This is a genomic window from Bordetella genomosp. 2, from assembly GCF_002261345.1.
Lineage (GTDB): Bacteria > Pseudomonadota > Gammaproteobacteria > Burkholderiales > Burkholderiaceae_B > Bordetella_A.
In genome coordinates this window covers 431,384-453,438 of sequence record NZ_NEVT01000009.1, presented here as the reverse complement: position 1 = coordinate 453,438, position 22,055 = coordinate 431,384, and the positions used below count along the sequence as shown (strand labels likewise).

General features: G+C 66.1%; 20 protein-coding genes. 16 read left to right on the top strand and 4 right to left on the bottom strand.

Going from position 1 to position 22,055, the window contains the following annotated elements:
* Positions 1-7: 7 nt before the first annotated feature.
* Positions 8-403, bottom strand: coding sequence for a TssQ family T6SS-associated lipoprotein (locus CAL24_RS23630; protein WP_028355606.1), 396 nt, complete (start codon positions 401-403; stop codon positions 8-10).
* A 262-nt stretch (positions 404-665) separates the two neighbouring features.
* On the opposite strand from CAL24_RS23630, the gene CAL24_RS23625 reads away from it, so the two are divergent.
* Positions 666-1,874 carry a hypothetical protein gene (locus CAL24_RS23625; protein WP_094808081.1) on the top strand — a complete coding sequence of 403 codons (1,209 nt, stop codon included), beginning with the start codon at positions 666-668 and terminating at the stop codon, positions 1,872-1,874.
* Positions 1,875-1,908: 34 nt separating this feature from the next.
* Here the strand turns inward: CAL24_RS23625 and CAL24_RS23620 are convergent, their stop codons facing one another.
* The 3 genes from CAL24_RS23620 to CAL24_RS23610 form a co-directional block, all read right to left on the bottom strand.
* A complete protein-coding gene (locus CAL24_RS23620) occupies positions 1,909-4,251 on the bottom strand; it encodes a CHASE2 domain-containing protein (protein WP_094808080.1) in 2,343 nt (780 codons plus the stop codon).
* A gap of 83 nt (positions 4,252-4,334) precedes the next feature.
* Entirely contained in the window at positions 4,335-5,441 is a 1,107-nt protein-coding gene (locus tag CAL24_RS23615; RefSeq protein ID WP_028355609.1) for a FecR family protein, read from the bottom strand.
* Between the two features lie 26 nt (positions 5,442-5,467).
* Positions 5,468-6,187, bottom strand: coding sequence for a response regulator transcription factor (locus tag CAL24_RS23610; protein ID WP_028355610.1), 720 nt, complete (start codon positions 6,185-6,187; stop codon positions 5,468-5,470).
* A gap of 267 nt (positions 6,188-6,454) precedes the next feature.
* Here CAL24_RS23610 and CAL24_RS23605 point away from each other — a divergent pair, with 267 nt between their 5' ends.
* The 15 genes from CAL24_RS23605 (at position 6,455) to rplC (ending at position 22,054) form a co-directional block, all read left to right on the top strand.
* Positions 6,455-7,174: a response regulator transcription factor gene (locus tag CAL24_RS23605; RefSeq protein WP_094808079.1), complete on the top strand. Its 720-nt coding sequence runs from the start codon at positions 6,455-6,457 to the stop codon at positions 7,172-7,174.
* Positions 7,175-7,464: 290 nt separating this feature from the next.
* Positions 7,465-7,842: a 30S ribosomal protein S12 gene (gene rpsL / locus CAL24_RS23600; protein ID WP_012251774.1), complete on the top strand. Its 378-nt coding sequence runs from the start codon at positions 7,465-7,467 to the stop codon at positions 7,840-7,842.
* Positions 7,843-8,019: 177 nt separating this feature from the next.
* Positions 8,020-8,490, top strand: coding sequence for a 30S ribosomal protein S7 (rpsG, locus tag CAL24_RS23595; RefSeq protein WP_012251773.1), 471 nt, complete (start codon positions 8,020-8,022; stop codon positions 8,488-8,490).
* 18 nt (positions 8,491-8,508) lie between these two features.
* Positions 8,509-10,611, top strand: a complete 2,103-nt coding sequence (gene fusA, locus CAL24_RS23590; protein WP_094808078.1) for an elongation factor G — start codon at positions 8,509-8,511, stop codon at positions 10,609-10,611.
* 79 nt (positions 10,612-10,690) lie between these two features.
* Positions 10,691-11,881: an elongation factor Tu gene (tuf, locus tag CAL24_RS23585; RefSeq protein WP_094808077.1), complete on the top strand. Its 1,191-nt coding sequence runs from the start codon at positions 10,691-10,693 to the stop codon at positions 11,879-11,881.
* A 72-nt stretch (positions 11,882-11,953) separates the two neighbouring features.
* Positions 11,954-12,265: a 30S ribosomal protein S10 gene (rpsJ, locus tag CAL24_RS23580; protein WP_094808076.1), complete on the top strand. Its 312-nt coding sequence runs from the start codon at positions 11,954-11,956 to the stop codon at positions 12,263-12,265.
* 287 nt (positions 12,266-12,552) lie between these two features.
* The gene (locus tag CAL24_RS23575) at positions 12,553-13,140 is read left to right on the top strand and encodes a helix-turn-helix domain-containing protein (protein ID WP_028355451.1); all 588 of its coding nucleotides are present in this window, start codon (positions 12,553-12,555) and stop codon (positions 13,138-13,140) included.
* A gap of 66 nt (positions 13,141-13,206) precedes the next feature.
* Positions 13,207-14,145 (top strand): ABC transporter permease, encoded by a 939-nt coding sequence (locus tag CAL24_RS23570; protein WP_028355450.1) that lies wholly within the window; start codon positions 13,207-13,209, stop codon positions 14,143-14,145.
* A 12-nt stretch (positions 14,146-14,157) separates the two neighbouring features.
* Positions 14,158-15,057 (top strand): ABC transporter permease, encoded by a 900-nt coding sequence (locus tag CAL24_RS23565; RefSeq protein ID WP_094808075.1) that lies wholly within the window; start codon positions 14,158-14,160, stop codon positions 15,055-15,057.
* Positions 15,058-15,109: 52 nt separating this feature from the next.
* The gene (locus CAL24_RS23560) at positions 15,110-16,696 is read left to right on the top strand and encodes an ABC transporter substrate-binding protein (RefSeq protein ID WP_212591755.1); all 1,587 of its coding nucleotides are present in this window, start codon (positions 15,110-15,112) and stop codon (positions 16,694-16,696) included.
* 20 nt (positions 16,697-16,716) lie between these two features.
* Positions 16,717-18,162, top strand: a complete 1,446-nt coding sequence (locus tag CAL24_RS23555; protein WP_094808073.1) for an amidohydrolase family protein — start codon at positions 16,717-16,719, stop codon at positions 18,160-18,162.
* A 10-nt stretch (positions 18,163-18,172) separates the two neighbouring features.
* Positions 18,173-19,153 carry an ABC transporter ATP-binding protein gene (locus CAL24_RS23550; protein WP_028355446.1) on the top strand — a complete coding sequence of 327 codons (981 nt, stop codon included), beginning with the start codon at positions 18,173-18,175 and terminating at the stop codon, positions 19,151-19,153.
* Positions 19,150-20,214 (top strand): ABC transporter ATP-binding protein, encoded by a 1,065-nt coding sequence (locus CAL24_RS23545; RefSeq protein ID WP_028355445.1) that lies wholly within the window; start codon positions 19,150-19,152, stop codon positions 20,212-20,214. The genes CAL24_RS23550 and CAL24_RS23545 overlap by 4 nt, the downstream gene beginning before the upstream one ends.
* A gap of 10 nt (positions 20,215-20,224) precedes the next feature.
* Positions 20,225-21,160, top strand: a complete 936-nt coding sequence (locus CAL24_RS23540; RefSeq protein ID WP_081760469.1) for a DMT family transporter — start codon at positions 20,225-20,227, stop codon at positions 21,158-21,160.
* A 204-nt stretch (positions 21,161-21,364) separates the two neighbouring features.
* Positions 21,365-22,054, top strand: a complete 690-nt coding sequence (gene rplC, locus CAL24_RS23535) for a 50S ribosomal protein L3 (protein WP_028355443.1) — start codon at positions 21,365-21,367, stop codon at positions 22,052-22,054.
* Position 22,055: the final 1 nt, after the last annotated feature.

The following is a 22,055-nucleotide window of genomic DNA, read 5'->3' as shown; positions in this document are numbered from 1 at the left end:
GGGGCGGCTAGCGTCCGGCGCGCGCCTGTGCCGACTTGAACACCGGGCCCCATTGCGGGTGGCCGGCTTCGTTCGGCGCCAGCACGAACGCCGAGTCGAGCTGCAAAATGCGTACGAATGTGTCTTCGCACAATTGCGCATAGTTGCGCACGCAGTAGCTGAACGCCTGGAGCTTGTACGCCTCGATGCGCAACGACTTGGGCGCGGCGGCAATATCGCCGGACGTCGCGACGGTGCGGATGACGCTGCCGTACTGCCCGGCCGCATATTGCTGTTTCACTTCCGCCAGCGCATCCTGCGCGGCTTGGGACGGCGGGCCTTCGAGGCTGGAACCAAGACCGGCGCAGCCGCCGAGCGTGATCAGAAGGCAAAGCAAAGGGGGCAAGAAAGCGCGAGTCTTCATGAACGATTGAGCCTGTGCCTGTGGAAGGGAAAGTCACATCCTGTTCCCGGCGTAGCCATTGTGAAATGAACCCGGGAAGGATGCTCGGATAATATCCGTTGTATGAATCAATAGCGCATGCTGCGATGCAATAAACATGCTTCTTACTGCGAGTTCCGGTTATAAAAAGTAACTCCAGTAAACTGCACACGGCGCTTGCGCGAGAATCGAGCCCCTTCGTATCAGGCGATGGTTTCTCGCGCATTTCCATTCTGTTTCGGTCATGTTTACCTCCGCCGGCTTTTCCACCCCGCGCGGGCCCTTCGCCGGCGCCGCGCCCCTTGCCCATCGTCCGCTCAGCGCGATCGCCGCGACTGCCGCGGGCGGGGTGCCACAGGCCCGTATCCAGAGGTTGATCGCCGAACTGATCCCCACCCTCGAGGAGCTGCACGAGGAAGGACGGATCTGCGGCGATATTTCGGTTCATTCCGTCGGCCTCGATGAAACCGGGCGCGCCCACTTGATGGCGTTGTCGGGCTATGCGCCGGCCGCCGAACCCAAGGCGCCCGCGCCGGGCTATGCCCCGTTCGAGCTCTATACCGAGGACCCGGAGTGGCCGCGCGGGCCCTGGACCGATATCTACGCGCTCTGCGCCGTGGCGTATGCGCTGGTCACCGGCCAGCGGCCGCCCGCTGCGCCCGAGCGCCGCATCTCGGAGACGTATCGTCCCCTGGCCACGATGGACCTGGCCAAGTACGACGCGACGTTCTGCGCAGCGGTCGACGCCGGCCTGGCCATTGCGCCCGCCGATCGGCCCCGTACCGTCCAGGCCCTGGCCGAATTGCTGGCCCTGCCGGCGCCGCCGCAGGCCGCCGAACCCGCGGTGGCGCCGGCGCACGCCGCGACGCCTTCGGTCGCCCTGGATGCGCCGGGCCGCGTCCAGCGGCAGAGCTTCCGTGCGGTTGTCCGGGCCATCCTGCTGGGCGTGGCGACGCTCGGCGTGTCGGCCTACTGGTGGGGCCGGCTGACCGGCGCGCCCGAGGGCGTCATTACCCATTCGGAACCCGTGGTGGGAGCCGCTCCCGCTCCGGTCGAGCGAGTCGCGCCGCCGGTGGTCCGGGATCCGGCCGCCGTGGCGATGGCGGAGCTGCCCGCGGCCGAGTGGCAAGCCGGATATGCCGAGGCGGCGCCGGGAATACCCGCCGACCCGCCGGCCTTGCCGGAGCCGGCCGCCGGAAACGCGTCGCCCGCCGGCGCCGCGCCAGCGCAGACGCCGCCGCCGGCCCGGGTGCGCGTGAGCATAAATGTGCGTCCCTGGGGCGAGATTCTCATCAACGGCGTGCCGCGCGGGGTCACTCCGCCCCTCAAGACCTTGCGGCTGGCGCCGGGCAAATACTCGGTGACGATCCGCAACAGCGCGCAGCCGCCCTACCGCACCACGCTGGAAGTCAAGGCGGGCCAACCCACCGTGATCTCGCATGTATTCCGCTAGGGCCGGCGCGGGGCGCCCGTCAGCGTGAGCAGCGCTAGGCGCGCGCGCCGTCCTCGTAATCGGCTTCGGCCAGCGCCTTCGGCAGGCTGAATACGAAGCGTGCGCCCGACCCGGGCTGGCTGTATACGGCGACTTCCCCGCCGTGGCGTTGTGCCACGGTGCGCACGAACGCCAGGCCGAGGCCGGAGCCGACCGTGCTGGAGCGATGTGCGTCGCCAGTGCGGAAGAAGGGCTCGAACAGGCGGGCCTGGTCGTCCGGCGCAATGCCGGGGCCGGCATCCTCGATCTCGATGTCCCAGGCATCGGCGCCCGCCACGACGCGGACTTGTACCGGGCTGCCATCCGGGCTGTATTTGATGGCGTTATCCAGCAAATTGCTGATGGCACGCATGATCAGCGTCTGGTCGCCGTTGGCCAGCGCCGGCTCGGCCGGCACCTGCACGCCCAGCGTGATGTTGCGCGCCTGCGCGGCGGCCCAGAACTCGTCGGCGGCCTCGCGCACCAGGTCGGCCAGGTCGAGCGTCATGTGGGCAATGTCCATCGACTCGGCGCGCGTCAGCTGGATGAAGTCGTCGACCAGCCTGAGCGTGCGTTTGGCCAAGTGCGCGATGCGCGTCAGTGCTTCCGAGGGAGGGCCATTGCCCTCGTGGTCATGCTGGTTCAACGCGACCAGGGCGAGAATCGAATTCTGCGGCGCCCGCATATCGTGCGAGATGAAGCGGAGGGTCTCGTCGCGCCGGCGCTCGGCCTGCCGTATGGCGGTGATGTCGCTCAGCGTCACCACCGTGCCGGCATAGCCGCCCGTGGCATTGCGGATCGGCGCGCAGCGCAGCAGCACGTCCTGCCCCGCCCGGTCGCGCACCTCGACGCTGATGCGCTGCGCCGCGGTATCGCCGTTGGCCTGGGCGGCGCCGTACGCGTGCAGGGCCTGGTGCACGACCTGGCGCGTTGCCTGCTCGGAAAATGCTTGCTCCAGCGCCGGTGCGACCACCTGGCCCACCCGGGGCGGGCGGATGCTCAGATGAAGGAAGTACAGCACCGCGGGACGGTTGCGGAATTGCAGCCGCCCCGCCAGGTCGATGACCAGCGTGGCATCGGGCATGCCGTCCAGCCCGTCGGCCAGAAAGCGCCGCAGGTTGCGGACGCGGCTGAGGGTCCGGTCCAGCTCGCCCACATAATGATCCAGCGACCGGCCGATGCGGCCGCCTTGCGGCCCGGCTTCGTCCAGCACCGGCGGATACTCGATCCGCAAGCGTTTCATTTCGCCGTCCATGTAGCGTAGTGCGGCTTCCTGGCTGCGCCAGCTCCACAGGGGATAGCAGACCGCGACGCCCAGCAGGGCCGCGCCAGGCGGCAGCCACAGATTGGCCCAGCGCAGGGCCGCGAGGGCCGCCGCCAGCGCCAGCGCCAGCAGGGCCACGCTGCACACGACGGCCTGCCGGGGCGACAGCCTGGGCAGCGCCAGGCACAACAGCAGCACCGGAATGGCGCTGGCCAGCGCGGTATGCCAAGGCGCCGCATATTCCAGCAGCAGCCCCTCGCGGGCCGAGTGCAGCAGGTTGCCCATGATCTCCACGCCCGACATGCCGCTGGCGCTGTGCGATACCGGCGCGGGATAGATGTCCCCGATCCCGGTGGCCCAGGCTCCCACCAGGACGTACTTGCCTCGCAGCATGGCGGGCGGCACTTCGCCGCGCAGCACCGACAAATAAGACACGGCGCGCAGGTGGCCAGGCGGCCCGGAATAGGGAATCAGCGTGGTGGCCGAGTCCGGCAGGCGATTCCGCAGGGCCTCCACGCGCGCGCCCTCGCCGCCGGTCTCCAGCATGGCCAGCGCGAAATGATCCCACCGCCTGCCGGCGACGTCGCGCGTCCAGGTGGCGCGGCGCACCACGCCGTCGTTGTCGAGCTCGATGTTGATATACCCCAGGCCGGCGGCCGCCTGCGCGAGCGGCTGCAGCGGCAGGCTGGCCTGGACGGGCGCCTCCAGATTGTCCAGCACCACCGGCAGGACCACCCGGCCGTGGCGGCGAATGGCCTCGGCCAGCAGCTGGTCGTCGCGGTGGCCAGGAGGGCTGGCCTCCGTGAACACGATGTCCAGGCCGACCGCGCGCGCTTCGCGCAGTCGGTCCAGCAGCGCGGCGTGCATGACGCGCGGCCAGGGCCAGCGGCCCAGCGCCTCGATGGACTGGTCATCCATGGCGACCAGCAGCACGTCCTGCGCGGCTGGGCGCCCCGTTAGTGAAATCGCGCGGTCATAGAGTATCTGGTCGAACCGGCCCAGGCCGTTGATGGCGCCCAGCAAGGCCGCGAGGGCGACCAGGAAGGCCGTCAGCAGCAAGCCGGAGCGGGGACCATGGTAGCGACGCTCAGCCATGTGGATGCGTCCGGTTGATGGGGGACGGCGCGCCTCGGCGCGGCGGCGGCTGGCGCGGCTTCATGCGGCGGGCCGTGCCGGGTTCAGTAATCGGACAGCGTGACGACTCCGCCATCGGTGAGGGTCACCGGCAGGCCCGAGTGAGTCATCAGCGCGTTGGCGCCCTCGAACGTCAGGCGCGCGTCGCGGCCTTCCAGCCCGGCGGCGTCGACGGCGCGCACCGCGACATAATAAGTGCCCGCGCCCGGCGCCGAAAAACGGATGTCCGGATTGTCGAAGCGGTCCGACGAGGTCACTTCCAGGCCGTCCGCGTCGCGCGACACCACGACTTGATACGCCACCGCGTCCGGCACGGGCGACACGGCGGCCGTCCACTGGCCGGATCCCGCGCGCTGCGGCGGACCCAGCTCCGGCGCCGGCAGCAGCGGCCGGACACCGTGCAGTACGCCATCGGCGCCAATGGCGGCGCCGTATCCGGTGGATACCGCCACCGCGCGGCCTGGCGCGGCGTCGCGCGCATGGGCCTGCAGCCGCACGCTGCCCTCGAGCACTTCGCTGCGCGCGCCTTGTTGCCCCGCCTGCACACGGAAACGCGTGCCGCGCACGCCTGTGACGGCAACCGGCGTACGCACCTCGAAACGCCCCACGCCCTGGCCGTCCGGCGCGACGTGCGAATCCACCATGCCCTGCTGGACGCGCAGGATGGAATCGGTAAGGGCACTGCCTTCGAACTGGCGCAGGCGCTCCAGGTGCGTCGTGCCCGCCTCCGGCAGGGTGATCTTCGTGCCATCCGCCAACTGCAGCGTGACGAAGCCGTCCGGCGCCGTCGTGATGGTGGAGCCCTCGGCCACCGGCATCGCGACGCGCACCGGCGCGCCGTCGACCTGGGCGCTGCCGCTGACGTGCACGATCACGGTCTGCGCCGGCACTTCCGGAATCATGGAAAACGGAATGCGCAACTCCCGTCCGATCATCAGCCGATAAGGGTCCTCGACCTGGTTGAGTGTTTGCAGCCTGGCCCAGTTGGCCTCGTTACGGGTATAGAGGGTCGCCAACCCGATGAGCGTGTCGCCCTGGCGAACCCGGTAAATGAAATCATCGCCCAGGGCGCCCGCGGGTTGCGCCGAAGCGGATGCAGCGACCAGAGCGAGGTACAGCCCCATGAACATGCGCAAGAAACGCCAAGTCATGTAGAGAGTCTCCAGAGACGGAAAGCTTATGCTTTGCCTGCGGGCGCGTTGCCCGCGGTTTCATTGATGAGTTCCAGCCGATAGCCCAGCGCATATGACGAGCTCAGGCGCACGCCGTTCTCCGGGCGCAGCCGCAGCTTCTGGCGTATGTTCGACAGGTGCGTGTCGAGCGTGCGCGAGGTGGCGGGGATCTCCCGGTTCCACACGCTTTCGGCCAATACGTCGCGCGAAAGCAGGCGGCCGACGTTGCGGAAGAACAGCTGGGCCAGTTCGAATTCCTTGGGCGCCAGCGGGATGGGCTCGTCGAGCAGCGCAATGCTGCGCGCCGCGGGATCGATCCGATAGGACGCCACCGAAAACGGCGCCTGGTCCGGCAGCGCGGCCTGGCTGCGGCGCAGCAGCGCCGCGACCCGCGCCAGCAATTCGGCGGGGCGCAACGGCTTGACGATGTAGTCGTCGGCGCCGGCTTGCAGGCCTTGCACCAAGTCTGCTTCCTGGCTGCGGCTCGTCACGAAAATGACAGGCACGCGCAAGCCCTGCGTGGCGCGAAGCTGCCGCAGGACTTCGTCTCCTCCCATATCGGGCACTTGCCAATCGAGCAGGATCAGATCGAAAGACTGCGTGCGCAACGCGGCCAATAGATCCAGGCTGCGCTGGAAACTGTGGCAGGCATGACCGGCCGAAGTCAGAACCTGCTGAATATGTCGGGCCTGGTCCAGGTCGTCTTCCAGCGAGGCAATCTGCATAGGTGAATTCTTTGCAAAAAAAGGGGCATGTTTCGCCCGAGATTCAGGGTCTACGCTGCTACGAGCATAGCTATGCCGCACTGCGATGATAACTCGCTGTTGCGGATTCTTGAATCCTGCAACATTGTGAATGTCAAGCAACGCAAAGTTGACGAATCTTGACTACGTCTGCACGCAATACAGCGTCACACTGTCTCGCAAAGATCGACTCGCCGGAGCCTCGATCACCAGCATTTTCGCGGATGAAGGCGAGATAGGGACAATGTTATGAAGCAATTGAACGTACTCATCATGGCGCCCGATGCAACAATGCGTGGGGATTCAGTCGCCGCACTCTTGCAGGCGGGCGTGAGTGCACAAGCATGCGCCACGCCGCTCGAGCTGTTCAGCCAGCTCGGGGCCGAGGACTACGATGCCGTCGTGCTGGAAATCGCCGAACTGGGCGAGATCGGCTATGCGCTGCTGTCGCGCCTGCGCGCGTCGCCGGAACTGGGCATCGTCGTCATCAGTTCGGCGGGCAACGTCGAAAGCCGCCTGCGGTGCCTGCAGAGCGGCGCCGATATCTGCCTGCCGCAGCCGGTCGACAGCCGCGAGCTGGCCTGCGTGCTGCTGGCGCTGGCGCGCCGCCTGCCGGGACTCGCGCCCGGCGCCGCGGGCGAAACCGAGGTTGCGAACGAGCAGTCCGGGCGCTGGGAGCTGCGCGACCAAAGCTGGACCCTGGTGTCCCCGTCCGGGGTGGCGCTGTCGCTGTCGGCCAACGAACGCCTGATCGTGCGCGCGCTGCTGGACGTCGTCGGCCGCGCGGTCGGCCGCGCCGAGCTCAATGAGCAACTCGACGCCGGCTCCGGCCCAAATGGGGGACGCATAAGCGGCTCGCGCAGCATCGACGTCATCATCAGCCGCCTGCGCCGCAAGGCCGAATTGGCCGGCGTCATCCTGCCCATCCGCACGGTCTACGGCAGCGGCTACCTGTTTGCCGACCAGTGACCGGCGCGCCTTGCCGCGGCGCACACATGTTTTGACTTGCCTGCGGTTCTAGGTTATGCTGACGGGCTTACTGCTTTATTTGCGCATAAAGAGTGGGCCGCCTACCCTCCGGCAGCCGGTCTTTGTGCGTTTTTGTCTGCAAGACCCGCTCTTTTACGTACGGAACGTTTGAGGCGGTTTTGCGTGAACTGCCTCTCGCTGGTGTGCCGGCCTGGACGACAGGGCAACCCACCAGGGAATACGAGTACTCCAGTACTTACCAGTGGTACGTAAAAGGGATTTCAAAGGTCATGCCTACCATTAGCCAGCTCGTGCGCAAGCCGCGCGAAGTCAGCGTCATCAAGAGCAAGAGCCCCGCGCTCGAAAACTGCCCGCAACGCCGCGGCGTGTGCACCCGCGTGTACACCACCACCCCGAAGAAGCCGAACTCCGCCCTGCGTAAGGTCGCCAAGGTGCGCCTGACCAACGGCTACGAAGTCATTTCGTACATCGGCGGCGAAGGCCACAACCTGCAGGAGCACTCGGTGGTGCTGGTGCGCGGCGGCCGTGTCAAGGACTTGCCCGGTGTGCGCTACCACATCGTGCGCGGTTCGCTCGACCTCCAGGGCGTCAAGGACCGCAAGCAGGCGCGCTCGAAGTACGGCGCCAAGCGTCCGAAGAAGGCCTGATCCGTTTCATCGCAGTAACCAAGCAGTACCCCCCGGTCGCGCGCAAGCGCCGCCAGGACAGTGCAACCGCGCCAGCCCCTCGTCGGGACGGTGCGCGGCACGTAAGGGGCCGTCCCGTTGGGCGGCCATGGCCGTGTCACCTGACACGGTTCAACTGAACTGACACAAGGAAGCAACATGCCCCGTCGTCGCGAAGTACCCAAGCGCGAGATCCTGCCCGATCCCAAGTTCGGCAGCGTCGAGCTCGCCAAGTTCATGAACGTCGTCATGCTGGACGGCAAGAAGGCCGTCGCCGAGCGCATCGTCTATGGCGCCCTCGAGCAAGTGCAGGCCAAGACCGGCAAGGAGCCGATCGAGGTCTTCAGCCTGGCGATCAACAACATCAAGCCGATCGTCGAAGTGAAGAGCCGCCGCGTGGGCGGTGCCAACTACCAGGTGCCGGTTGAAGTGCGCCCCGTGCGCCGCCTGGCCCTGGCCATGCGCTGGCTGCGCGAAGCCGCCAAGAAGCGTGGCGAGAAATCGATGGATCTGCGCCTGGCCGGCGAGCTGATCGACGCCTCCGAAGGTCGTGGCGCCGCGATGAAGAAACGCGAAGACACGCACAAGATGGCCGAAGCCAACAAGGCCTTCAGCCATTTCCGCTGGTAATTTAAGGACACACCCACCATGGCCCGCAAAACCCCGATCGAGCGCTATCGCAACATTGGCATCTCTGCGCACATCGATGCAGGGAAAACCACCACGACCGAACGCATCCTGTTCTATACCGGCGTCAACCACAAGATTGGCGAAGTGCATGATGGCGCAGCCACCATGGACTGGATGGAGCAAGAGCAAGAGCGCGGCATCACCATCACGTCGGCTGCTACGACGGCGTTTTGGCGCGGCATGGCCGGCAACTATCCCGAACACCGCATCAACATCATCGACACCCCGGGCCACGTGGACTTCACCATCGAGGTGGAACGCTCCATGCGCGTGCTCGACGGCGCCTGCATGGTGTACTGCGCGGTGGGCGGCGTGCAGCCGCAGTCCGAAACCGTGTGGCGCCAGGCCAACAAGTACGGCGTGCCCCGCCTGGCCTTCGTCAACAAGATGGACCGCACCGGCGCCAACTTCTTCAAGGTCTATGACCAGCTGAAGACGCGCCTGCGCGCCAACCCCGTGCCCATCGTGATCCCGATCGGCGCCGAAGATTCCTTCAAGGGCGTCATCGACCTGGTCAAGATGAAAGCCATCATCTGGGACGAAGCCAGCCAGGGCACCAAGTTCGACTACGTCGACATTCCGGCCGAACTGGAAGGCGCCGCCAACGAATGGCGCGAGAAGCTGGTCGAGGCCGCCGCCGAGTCCACCGAGGAACTGATGAACAAGTACCTCGAGACCGGTTCGCTCGACGAAGCCGAGATCAACACCGCCATCCGCCAGCGCACCATCGCCGGCGAGATCCAGCCCATGCTGTGCGGCACCGCCTTCAAGAACAAGGGCGTGCAGCGCATGCTGGACGCGGTCATCGACTACCTGCCTTCGCCGATCGACATCCCGCCGGTCGCCGGCCAGGATGACGATGGCAACGAGATCTCGCGCAAGGCCGATGACGGCGAGAAGATGTCCGCGCTGGCATTCAAGCTGATGAGCGACCCGTTCGTGGGCCAGCTCACCTTCGTGCGCGTGTACTCGGGCGTCCTGAAGTCGGGCGACACGGTCTACAACCCCATCAAGGGCAAGAAGGAACGCGTCGGCCGCCTGCTGCAGATGCACGCCAACAACCGCGAGGAAATCAAGGAAGTTCTGGCGGGCGACATCGCCGCCGTGGTGGGCCTGAAGGACGTCACCACCGGTGAAACCCTGTGCGACGTCGATTCCCACATCCTGCTCGAGCGCATGGAGTTCCCCGAGCCCGTGATCTCGCAGGCCGTCGAACCCAAGTCGAAAGCCGACCAGGAAAAGATGGGCCTGGCCCTGTCGCGCCTGGCCCAGGAAGACCCGTCGTTCCGCGTGCGCAGCGACGAAGAATCCGGCCAGACCATCATCTCGGGCATGGGCGAGCTGCACCTGGAAATCCTGGTCGACCGCATGAAGCGCGAATTCGGCGTGGAAGCCAACGTCGGCAAGCCGCAGGTGGCCTATCGCGAGACCATCCGCAAGACCTGCGAAGAAGTCGAAGGCAAGTTCGTCAAGCAGTCGGGCGGCCGCGGCCAGTACGGTCACGTGGTGCTCAAGCTCGAACCCCTCGATGCGGGCGGCGGCTATGAATTCGTCGACGCCATCAAGGGTGGCGTGGTGCCGCGCGAGTACATCCCGGCGGTCGACAAGGGTATCCAGGAAACGCTGCCTTCGGGCATCCTGGCCGGCTACCCGGTGGTGGACGTCAAGGTCACGCTGTTCTTCGGTTCGTGCCACGACGTGGACTCGAACGAAAACGCGTTCAAGATGGCCGCTTCCATGGCTTTCAAGGAAGGCATGCGCAAGGCCAGCCCGGTGCTGCTCGAGCCCATGATGGCCGTTGAAGTGGAAACGCCCGAAGACTACGCCGGTACCGTGATGGGCGACCTGTCCTCGCGGCGCGGCATGGTGCAGGGCATGGAAGACATGGTCGGCGGCGGCAAGACCATCAAGGCCGAGGTTCCCCTGGCCGAGATGTTCGGTTACGCCACCAACCTGCGTTCGCTGACGCAGGGCCGTGCCACGTACACCATGGAATTCAAGCATTACTCCGAGGCTCCCAAGAACGTCGCTGACGAAGTCATCGCCGCTCGGGCCAAGTAAATAACCGTCGCCGCGCCTCCGTGACTCCGGAGGCGCGGCAAATCATCCCAGTTTCCTTGAAAGTCAAAGGATAGAGATCATGGCAAAAGGCAAGTTTGAACGTACCAAGCCGCACGTGAACGTGGGTACGATTGGTCACGTTGACCACGGCAAAACGACGTTGACGGCGGCGATCACGACGGTGCTGTCGACGAAGTTCGGCGGGGAAGCCCGCGGCTACGACCAGATCGACGCGGCGCCGGAAGAGAAGGCGCGTGGGATCACGATCAACACGGCGCACGTGGAATACGAGACGGAGAACCGTCACTACGCGCACGTTGACTGCCCGGGCCACGCTGACTACGTGAAGAACATGATCACGGGCGCGGCGCAGATGGACGGCGCGATCCTGGTGTGCTCGGCCGCGGACGGCCCGATGCCGCAGACGCGCGAGCACATTCTGCTGAGCCGCCAGGTTGGCGTGCCGTACATCATCGTGTTCCTGAACAAGGCGGACATGGTCGATGACGCGGAGCTGCTGGAGCTGGTGGAAATGGAAGTCCGCGAGCTGCTGTCGAAGTACGACTTTCCCGGCGACGATACGCCGATCATCAAGGGTTCGGCCAAGCTGGCGCTGGAAGGCGACAAGGGCGAGCTGGGCGAGCAGGCGATCCTGAAGCTGGCCGAGGCGCTGGACACGTACATCCCGACGCCGGAGCGCGCGGTCGACGGTGCGTTCCTGATGCCGGTGGAAGACGTGTTCTCGATCTCGGGTCGTGGTACGGTGGTCACGGGTCGGGTCGAGCGCGGCGTGATCAAGGTTGGCGAGGAAATCGAGATCGTGGGCATCAAGCCGACGGTGAAGACGACCTGCACGGGCGTGGAGATGTTCCGCAAGCTGCTGGACCAGGGCCAGGCGGGCGACAACGTGGGTATTCTGCTGCGCGGCACCAAGCGTGAAGAAGTCGAGCGTGGCCAGGTGCTGGCCAAGCCGGGTTCGATCACCCCGCACACGGAGTTCACGGCCGAGGTGTACATTCTGTCCAAGGAAGAAGGCGGCCGCCACACGCCGTTCTTCAACGGCTACCGTCCGCAGTTCTACTTCCGTACGACGGACGTGACGGGCTCGATCGAGCTGCCCAAGGACAAGGAAATGGTGCTGCCGGGCGACAACGTGTCGATGACGGTCAAGCTGCTGGCGCCGATCGCCATGGAAGAAGGCCTGCGCTTCGCCATCCGTGAAGGCGGTCGTACCGTCGGCGCCGGCGTCGTCGCCAAAATCATCGCCTAAGGCGACCCCCAACCGGCGAAGGCGGCTGCGTCCTCTTCAACCGCCTTCGCTTTTCGTTCTTTAGGAAACACCATGAAAAACCAGAAGATCCGCATCCGCTTGAAAGCCTTCGACTACAAGCTGATCGATCAGTCCGCCGCCGAGATCGTCGATACCGCCAAGCGTACCGGCGCTGTCGTGCGCGGTCCGGTTCCGCTGCCCACGCGCATCCGCCGCTATGACGTGCTGCGTTCGCCGCACGTGAACAAGTCGTCGCGCGACCAGTTCGAGATCCGCGCCCATCAGCGCCTGGTGGACATCGTGGATCCCACCGACAAGACCGTGGACGCCCTGATGCGTCTGGACCTGCCGGCTGGCGTCGACGTCGAGATCGCGCTGCAGTAAATCCCTGTGGCCCCACGCGCCGAGCGCGCGCGGGCCAGGCAAAAAGGCCGCATTCCCCTTGGGGGTGCGGCCTTTTTGCTGCCTGGCGCCGCCAGGGGGTGAAAGAAATAAGCCGGAATTTCACGGCCCTGATGGCGTATCCAGGGAGAAAACCCGCATCCGGGTGGGGCCTAGGGAAAACGATCATAGAAAAATAGCCCCAAAATTTCATAATCGTAAAAAAGCAGGGCGGATTTTTCCGTGGTGTGGCGCATTAGGAACTCATACTCCCTATGACAACGAATGCAGTGCCAACGCTTCAAGCCGAGTTGACCGACGAATCCGCCTTGTGGATCGGCACCGAGGTCAAGAATCTGCGCAAGGCGCGCGGCTATTCCCTGCAAGTGCTCTCCGAGCGCTGCGGCAAGTCCATCAGTTATCTCAGCCAGCTCGAGCGCGGCGTCAGCCGGCCTACCATCGGCGCGCTGCAGGAAATCGCCCGCGCCCTGGATGTGCAGATCAGCTGGTTTTTTCCCCAGGGTCTGCCGGTGGATCCCTCCGACGACGGGATCGTGGTGCGTGCCGAAAGCCGCCGGCGCCTGTCGTTCGCGGGCGGAATCGCCGACTACCTGCTGTCCCCGAATCTTTCCGGCCAGCTCGAACTGGTCATGTGCGTACTGGAGCCCGGCGCCGACAGCGGCGAGGCCTACGTGCACCGCGGCGAAGAGGCCGGCCTGGTGGTGCGCGGCACCATGGAACTGTGGGTCGGCGACAAATACTTTCTGCTGAACGCCGGCGACAGTTTCTCGTTCGCCAGCACGCAACTGCATCGTTACCGCAATCCGGGGCTGATCAACACCGAGGTGGTGTGGGCGATCACCCCGCCGACTTACTGAGCTTTCCCATACAGCCTTCGTAGCACCTGTTGTTGTTGTCGTGTACTCCCTACTGGAGGAGTGTTCATGCTTCGGCACTGCTTGATGCGGCTCTTGCTCGCGGTTCCCGTCATGCTCGGGGTGCTGCTGATCGGCTTCCTGCTCATGCAGGCGGGGCCGAACGATCCGGCCGTGGTGCGCGCCGGCCCGAACGCCACGCAGGACGTGATCGACGCCCTGCGCATCGAAATGGGCCTGGACAAGCCCCTGCTGGTGCAGTTCGGCCTGTATATCTGGCGTTTGCTGCAAGGTGACCTGGGCGTTTCGCTCATCAACAACGTCCCGGTCATCCAGGAGCTGGGAACCACCATCGGCCCCAGCCTGGAGCTGATGTTCGCGTCCCTGATCTGGGCGATTCCCCTGGGCATTCTGCTGGGCACGCTGGGGGCGCGCTACCAGCGATCGCTGCTGGACCGCTGCATCATGGCGTTCTCCGTCGCCGGCGTGTCGGTGCCGGTCTTCTTCGTGGGCTTGATACTGGTTTGGGGCGTCGGCTTCAAGCTGCAATGGCTGCCCTTCACCGGGCGCGGCGGGCCGCTGTGGACGCTGGAGGGCCTGAAAGCAATCATCCTGCCCGCCCTGACCCTGGGAGGGGTGTTCATCGGCCCGGTGGCGCGCATGACCCGCACCGCCGTGCTGGATGTGCTGGGCGCGGACCATGTGCGCACCGCCCGGGCCAAGGGCCTGACGGAATGGGTCGTCATGATGCGGCACGCCCTGCGCAACGCCCTGATTCCCATTGTGACGCTGCTCGGCCTGCAGATCGGCTTCCTGCTGGGCGGCGCGGTGGTGACCGAGACCGTGTTCAGCTGGCCGGGCGTCGGCCGCCTTGCGGTGGGCGCCATCCTGTCCAGCGATTTTCCCATGGCACAGGGCACGATCATCATCTTGTCGCTGGGTTTCATCTTCATCAATCTCGCCGTCGACATCCTGTACACGGCGCTCGACCCGCGCCTGCGCGCCTGACCGGAGACCGCCATGCAACAAGTCCTGTCCGGCACCGACACCACGCCGCCCCGCGTCGCGCCGGAGTCCGAGCAGATCCCGCCCGCGGTTTCCACGTTCCGCCGCCTGATGGCGGACCCCGCCGGCGCGATCGCTTTCACGGTAGTGGCGCTGGTGGTGGCCGCGGCACTGTTCGCCCCTTGGCTGGCGCCATCAGGGCCCTGGAGCGGCGACATGGCCAATGCGCTGAAGGCGCCGGGCGAGGCCGGTTTGCTGGGCGCCGATTCGCAGGGTCGGGACATGGTCTCGCGGCTCTTGTACGGGTTGCATACCACCATGTTGATGGCGGTGGCGTCGATACTCATCGGCTGCTCGATCGGCGCGTGCATCGGCCTGGCGGCGGCGTACTACCGGCCGCTATCGGGCGTGCTCATGCGCCTGATGGATGTCCTGCTGTCGTTCCCCACGATCTTGTTCGGCCTGGCCATCGCCGCGATCCTCGGGCCCGGCCTGACGGCGGTCATCGCGGCGCTGTCGATCTCCTCCGTGCCGCTCATGGCGCGCATTGTCCGCGGCGCCGCCCTCAGCGTGCTGCAGCAGGACTACATCGAAAGCGCGCGCGCGCTGGGCGTCAGCGACTTGCACCTGTGGCGCCGCCATCTGCTGCCCAATTGCATGTCGTCCATCATGGTGTTCGTGACGCTGCGCTTCGGCCAGGTGATCCTGCTGGGCGCGGCGCTGTCCTTCATCGGCCTGGGCGCGCAACCGCCCACGGCCGAGTTGGGATCCATGGCGGCGGAAGGCCGCAGCTTCCTCTTCTTCGCTCCCCATGTATCTGTCCTGCCCAGCATGCTGATCTTCATCGTCGTGCTGGCCTTCAATACGCTGGGCGACGCCTTGCGTGACGTGCTCGATCCGAAACTGCGCAAGTGACGGTGGTCGTCCGGCGCTCCAGACTGCACAAGGAAAGCAAATGAAGACAAGGGTGAAAAAGACATGCATGGCCGCCGCGCTGGCCGGCGTCGTGGCACTGGCGGGCGTGAGTGCCCACGCGCAGCAGCCCGGCACGCTGACCGTGCTGCGCGTGGCCGACGCGGACATCTACGACCCCATACGCACCACGTCCACCCGCATGGGCGAGGTCATGTTCATGATGGCGGACACACTGGTCAGCCTCGACTTCGACCTGAAGACCGTCAAGCCGGGCCTGGCCGAATCATGGACGGTATCCGACGACGGCAAGACCTACCGGTTCGTGCTGCGCAAGGACGTCAAGTTCTGCGATGGGCGGCCGATGACCGCGCAGGACGTGGCGTATTCGCTGAATCGCCTGGCCGACCCGGCGAACAAGTCGCCGGTGCGCCTGAAGGTGGGGCCGATCAAGGAAGTCAGGGCGGTGGACGACTATACGGTCGACTACGAACTGTCGTCTCCGTTCAGCGATACCCTCTATCAGCTCGCGCTGCCCTTCGCGTCCATCGTCGACAAGAACACGGTGGAAAAACTCGGGAAGAACTTCGGCACCCAGGGGTTCAACGGCACCGGCCCCTATTGCTGGGTCAGCTGGACGCCGCGCCAGGAACTCGTGTTGAAGAAGAACCCCCACTACAAGTGGGGGCCGCCCATATACAAGAACCCCAGTCCGCAACTGGACCGCGTGATCTGGAAGGTGGTGCCCGAGTCGAATACGCTCATGGCCGCCATACAGTCGCGGCAGGGCGATACCAGCCAGAACGTGCCGGCGTTCGCGCTGGACGGGATGAAGAAGATTCCCGGCATGAAGGTGCAGCAGCAGCCGAATGCCATCGACGATTACTTCCTGGGATTCCGCGTCAACAAGCCGGTCACGGGCGACCTGGCGATCCGCAAGGCAGTCAACGCGGCAATCAATCGCGACACGCTGGTCAAGGCCATCTACTTCGGCCATGCCGATCCGCGCCGCAGTATGGCCAACCCGAATGCCGTCGACTACGACCCGGAATCGGTCAAGTACCTGCAGCAGTACGACCCGGCCGCCGCCGCCAAGCTGCTCGACGAGGCCGGCTGGAAGCCCGGCCCGGACGGCGTTCGCGTCAAGGACGGCGTGAGGGCGTCGTTCCTGGTGTACGGCAGCCGCAACGACACCACCTCGCGCATGGCCGAAACGCTGCAGGCCGACTTGCGCCGTGTCGGCATCGACCTGCAGGTCCAGCTGTGGGACAACACGGCCGTATGGGGCAAGCTGGCCACGCAGGAATTCGACGCCTTCATCATGAACCTGCCCTATATCACCGTGACCGAGTGGGTGAACTTCTACTTCCGCAGCGTGCAGATGCCGACGCCGAACCGGATGAACTGGAACAACAAGGATACCGATGCCTATGCCGCCCAGGCGTCGGCCGCCCTGACCGATGCGCAGCGCCAGGAGGCCACCAGCAAGGTGCAGCGGCAGCTTTCCGAGCAGGCCGTGTGGGCGCCGCTGGTCAATGTGCAGCTCTGGATGGTCAGCGCCGACCGCGTAGAAGGCGCGCGGCCGCATGGGTTGTACGGGGCCTCGCTGTACAAGGGCCTGGATATACGCGTCAAGAATTGAACCGCCACAAGGAACCGGAAATGAGCACGAGCGTAATCAAGAATGCCAGCTTCATCATCGGGTGGGACGCGCAGAACCAGCGCCATACCTATATGCCGGATGCGGACCTCGCGTTCGAAGGCAACCGCATCACTTTCGTGGGCCGCGGCTACGAGGCGTCGGCCGGGCAGGCCGTGGAGCAGATCGACGGCAAGGGCATGATGATCATGCCCGGCCTGGTCAATATCCACAGCCACCCGGCCAGCGAGCCGCTGAACAAGGGCTATACCGATGAGATCGGCTCGGCCGGCCTGTACAACTCCGCCCTGTACGAAATCATGCCGCTGGTGCGCGGCGACGCGCAGGGCACGCCCGACTGCCTGCGGCTGGCGTTGTCCGAACTGCTGCTGTCCGGAGTGACCACATTGGTGGACATGTCCGGCGCGCATCCGCAGTGGGTCGACATCATGGCGCAGAGCGGCATCAGGGGCTGCATTGCGCCCATGTTCAAGTCGGCCCGCTGGCTCACCCGCAACGGGCACCTGGTGGAGTACGAATGGGATGAAAAGGGCGGCGAGAAAGGCATGGAAGCCGCGCTCAAGATCATCGACGAAGTCCAGCGGCATCCCAGCGGACGGCTGTTCGGCCTGGTCAGCCCCTCGCAGGTCGATACCTGCACGCCGGAGCTGATCAAGGCCAGCCGTGAAGAGGCAGCCCGGCGCGGCCTGTCGTGGCAGATCCATGCGGCGCAGTCGGTGCCGGAGTTCCACGAGATGACCCGCCGCCACGGCGTCACGCCGATCCAGTGGCTGCATTCGCTGGGGGTGCTGCGGCCGCAGTCGATCGTGGGGCACGGGATCTTCCTGGATCACCACCCGCGCACGCACTGGAGCACCGACAAGGACCTGGCCATTCTGGCCGAGACCGGCACCACGGTGGCGCACTGTCCCACCATTTTCATGCGGCGCGGCATGGCGTTGCGCGATTTCGGGCGTTATCGGCGGGCCGGCGTGAACATGGGCATCGGCACGGACTCGTATCCCCACAACATCATGGACGAAATGCGCCACGTGGCGTACCTGGCGCGCGTGATGGCGGACAATCCGCGCACGCTCACCACCACCGATGTCTTCGATGCCGCCACCGTGGGCGGAGCGCGCGCGCTGGGACGCGAGGACATCGGCCGGCTGGCGGTCGGCGCAAAGGCGGACGTGGTCATGGTGGACATGACGCATCCGATGATGAGCCCGTATCGCGACCCGGTGCGCAGCCTCATTTACGCGGCCGGGGACCGCGCCATCCATACCGTCTATGTCGATGGCCGCAAGGTGGTGGATGCGGGCAAACTGCTCACCATCGACCGCGCCGCGGCCGCTGCCGCGGTGCACGAGGCCCAGCAGCGCGCGGCCGAGCGCGTGCCGGAGCTCGACCTGGTGGCGCATCGCAGTATCTCGCAGGTCTCGCCCCTGACTTTTCCGCTGGCCTGAAGGAGCATCCATGGATGCGCCCATACTCGAAGTGCGGGACCTGGTCACGGCGTTCCATACCCCCATGGGGGAGGTGCGCGCCGTGGACGGCGTCAGCCTGCAGGTGCGGCCCGGCACGACCCTCGGCATCGTGGGCGAAAGCGGCTCGGGCAAAAGCATGCTGTCGCTGTCGATCATGGGGTTGGTGCCTCCGCCCGGGCGCATCCAGGCGGGCCAGATCCTGTTCGAGGGCCGCGACCTGCGCACCCTGTCGGCCGCCCGCATGCGGGAGATCCGCGGCAACCGCATCGCGATGGTCTTCCAGGAACCGATGACCAGCCTCAACCCGGTGCACACGGTCGGCTTCCAGATCATGGAGGCGGTTCGCGCGCATCATTCGATGGCGGACAGCGACCTGAAAGCCCTGGCCATCGAAGCGCTGGCCAAGGTGCGCATATCCTCGCCCGAGCGCCGCTTCGCCGAGTACCCGCACCAGCTTTCCGGCGGCATGCGCCAGCGGGTCATGATCGCCATGGCGCTGGCCTGCAAGCCGGCCGTGCTGATCGCCGACGAGCCCACCACCGCACTGGACGTGACGATCCAGGCACAGATCCTGCAACTGCTGCGCGACCTGCAGCAGGAGACGGGCATGGCCATCGTGCTGATCACCCACGACCTCGGCGTCATCGCGCAATGCGCCGACGAAGTGGCCGTGATGTATGCCGGCAAGGTCATGGAAGCCGCGTCGGTGTCGGCCGTCTTCCAGGATACCCAGCATCCCTACACGCTGGGCCTGATGAGTTCGCTGCCGCGCATGAGCGCCGACACGGCGCGCCTGTTGACGATCCGCGGCACGGTGCCGCCGCCGTTCCGCTATCCGGCCGGATGCCGCTTCAACCCGCGCTGCCTGTTCGCCAGCGAGCGCTGCCGGCGCGACCTGCCTGCCCTGGAAGAGGTGGCGCCGGGCCACGCGGCGGCATGCTGGAACGTTCCACTGGAGCAATTCGCATGACCGAGACCCTGCTGGAGCTGGAAGGCGTGTCGAAACATTATCCGGTGCGCAGCGGGGCCCTGCTGCGGCGGCAGGTCGGCATGGTGCGCGCGGTCGACGATGTCAGCCTGTCGATCGCCCGGGGCGAGACCCTGGCCATCGTCGGCGAGACCGGCTGTGGAAAATCGACCACGGCGCGCCTGGCGATGCGCCTGATCGAGCCGACGGCCGGGCGCATCCGCTTCGAGGGGCGCGACATCACCCACGCGTCGCGGCGCGACCTCAATGCGTTGCGCCGCAGTATGCAGATCGTGTTCCAGGATCCATACGCCAGCCTGAACCCGCGCATGACTATCGGTGAAATCCTGGCGGAGCCGCTGCAGGTGCACAAGGTCGGCGATCCCGCGACGCATGGGCGGCGCGTCGAGGAGCTATTGCGGCTGGTGGACCTGGCTCCCTATCATGCGCAACGCTATCCCCACCAGTTCTCCGGAGGCCAGCGCCAGCGCATCGGCATTGCGCGCGCGCTGGCCTTGTCGCCCAAGCTCATCGTCTGCGACGAACCCGTGTCCGCGCTGGATGTGTCGATCCAGGCGCAGATCGTCAACCTGCTCAAGGATCTGCAGCACGAGTTCAAGTTTTCCTACCTTTTCATTTCGCATGGCCTGGCGGTCGTGCGTCATATCGCGGATCGCGTCGCGGTGATGTATCTGGGCCAGATGGTGGAGATCGCCGACAAGCGCAGCCTCTACGAGCGTCCGCGCCACCCCTATACCCAGGCGCTGCTGGCGGCCGCCCCGGAGCCCAATCCCGCTTTCCGCGACAAGGCGGTGCCCGCCGGCGACATTCCCAGTCCGATCAATCCGCCGCCCGGTTGCCGTTTCCATACGCGCTGCGCCATGGCGACGGAGCAGTGCCGCCAGCAGGTACCGGCCTTGCGCCCCATGGGCCCGGGCCACCAGGTGGCCTGCCATCACGCGGAGCAGGTGCCGTTGTTCCAGGCTGCCGCGCGCCCGGCCTCGCCCACGGCCGGCCTGGCGTTGCGGCAGGCGGTCTACGAGAAACGCCGGCAAGCCGCATAGTGACCCTGCCATGAATCCGGCTCCCCTGGCGCCGTCACCCGTGCCGGCGGCCGGCGGCCGCGTGCCGCCCATGGCCGACATCCGGCTCGGCGCGGGCATCGCCCACTTGCTCGTCTCCGTGGCGGCGTTCGCCTTCATGAACGCCCTGGTGAAATGGGCGGTCGAAATCTACCCCTTCGGCCAGGCGGTCTTCCTGCGCAGCGCGGTGGCGCTGCTTCCCATACTGTTGCTGGCGCGCCACCAGGGCGGCGCCGCGGTGCTGCGCACCAGCCGGCCGGCGGCCATCGCCACGCTCAGCGTCTTGATGGTGGCGTCCATGGTCCTGAGCTTCTGGTCGTACCACCTGTTGCCTTTTGCCGACGCCACTGCCTATACCTATGTCGGGCCCTTGATGATCGCCGCGCTGTCGGCGCCCATCCTGGCCGAGCGGGTCGGCGCCCGGCGCTGGATGGCGGTGATCATCGGCTTCGCCGGCGTGCTGCTGATCGCGCCGCCCGGCGCCGGGCTGCTCGACGCGGGGGCGCTGGCCGGCCTGGGCAGCACATTGCTGTATGCATTGGGCATGGTGCTGACCCGCAAGACCAGCGGCTCGGAACACCCTACCTGTGTGGTCTTCTACTTCACCGCCCTGGCCACCCTGGTAACGGCCTGCTGGCTACCCCTGGGCTGGGTCGCGCCGGATGCCATCGGCTGGCTGGTGCTGGGCGGGGCCGGCCTGGCCGGCGCGGTGGGGCAATATTCGCAGACCCAGGCCTTCCGGCTCATGCCCCCGGCGCTGGCAGGGGCGCTCAGCTATAGCCGCATCGTGTTGGCCATCGCCCTGGGCTATGCCGTCTGGGGCGAGGTGCCGACGCCCGCCGCCCTGGCGGGCAGCGCCATCATCATTGCCAGCGGCCTGTACCTGATCCTGGCCGAGAAGGCCGCGCCCCGGCGGGCCGGCCGCTAGGACGCCCGTGGCGGCAAGGCATCTAAGTACTTGTGCTGCCTGGAAAAATCGTGCTAATATGCCAAGCTTGCCATTTTGTGGCAACAGCAACCCTGGCCGCGCGCTTAGCCGCGGGCGGTTTTGGTTACTTAGTCCTGTAGGGTGAAAGCCTTTACCTTTTGCCCGATTAGCCCCGACCAATCGTAGTCGGGAATGGAGAAAACAATGTCGAATTCGACGTCCACGCCCGCCGCGCATCGGCTGGGTCTGGTGGGTCGCAAGGTCGGCATGACCCGCATTTTTACCGAGGAAGGTGAATCCATCCCGGTGACCGTGCTGGACGTGTCGAACAACCGCGTGACCCAGATCAAGTCTCTGGAAACCGACGGCTACGCCGCGATCCAGGTGGCTTACGGCACCCGTCGTGCCTCGCGTGTGGCCAAGCCGCAAACCGGCCACTACGCCAAGGCCGGAGCCGAAGCCGGTAGCATCCAGAAAGAATTTCGCCTTGATCCCGCCCGCCTCGCCGAGTTCACCCCCGGCGCGGTCATCGCCGTGGAATCGGTGTTCGAAGCCGGCCAGCAGGTCGACGTCACGGGCACCACGATCGGTAAGGGTTTCGCCGGCACCATCAAGCGCCACAACTTCGGTTCGCAGCGCGCCTCGCACGGTAACTCCCGTTCGCACCGCGTGCCCGGCTCGATCGGCCAGGCGCAGGATCCGGGCCGCATCTTCCCCGGCAAGCGCATGGCTGGCCACCTGGGCGATGTGACCCGTACCGTTCAAAACCTCGACGTCGTGCGTGTCGACGCCGAACGCGGCCTGCTGCTGGTCAAGGGCGCCGTTCCCGGCCATGCCGGCGGCGATGTCGTCGTGCGTCCGGCCATCAAGGCGCCGGCCAAGAAGGGGGCGTAAG